The sequence below is a fragment of the Neisseria sp. P0009.S007 genome (assembly GCF_051962515.1).
The window spans coordinates 1-293 of sequence record NZ_JBQCVF010001040.1 but is presented as its reverse complement, the minus strand read 5'-3'; the positions used below and the strand labels follow the sequence as shown (position 1 = coordinate 293).

General features: G+C 54.9%; 1 pseudogene. It reads left to right on the top strand.

What is annotated here, in order from left to right:
* Window positions 1–293 (top strand): annotated as a pseudogene (locus ACTHS3_RS17660) (dihydroorotate oxidase); the annotation flags it as partial.

Here is a 293-nt window from a genome sequence, read left to right as displayed (position 1 = left end):
CCGCTATCCCCTAAAATTCGTCAACTGCGTCAACTCCCTCGGCAACGGCATGTATATCGAAGACGAATCCGTCGTCATCCGCCCGAAAAACGGCTTCGGCGGCATAGGCGGCCAATACATCAAACCGACTGCGCTCGCCAATGTCCACGCGTTCTATCAAAGACTGGATCCATCTATCCAAGTCATCGGAACGGGCGGCGTTTATAGCGGCCGTGATGCGTTTGAACACATCTTATGCGGCGCAAGCATGGTGCAGATCGGCACGGCGCTACACCAGCAAGGCGTAGGTATTT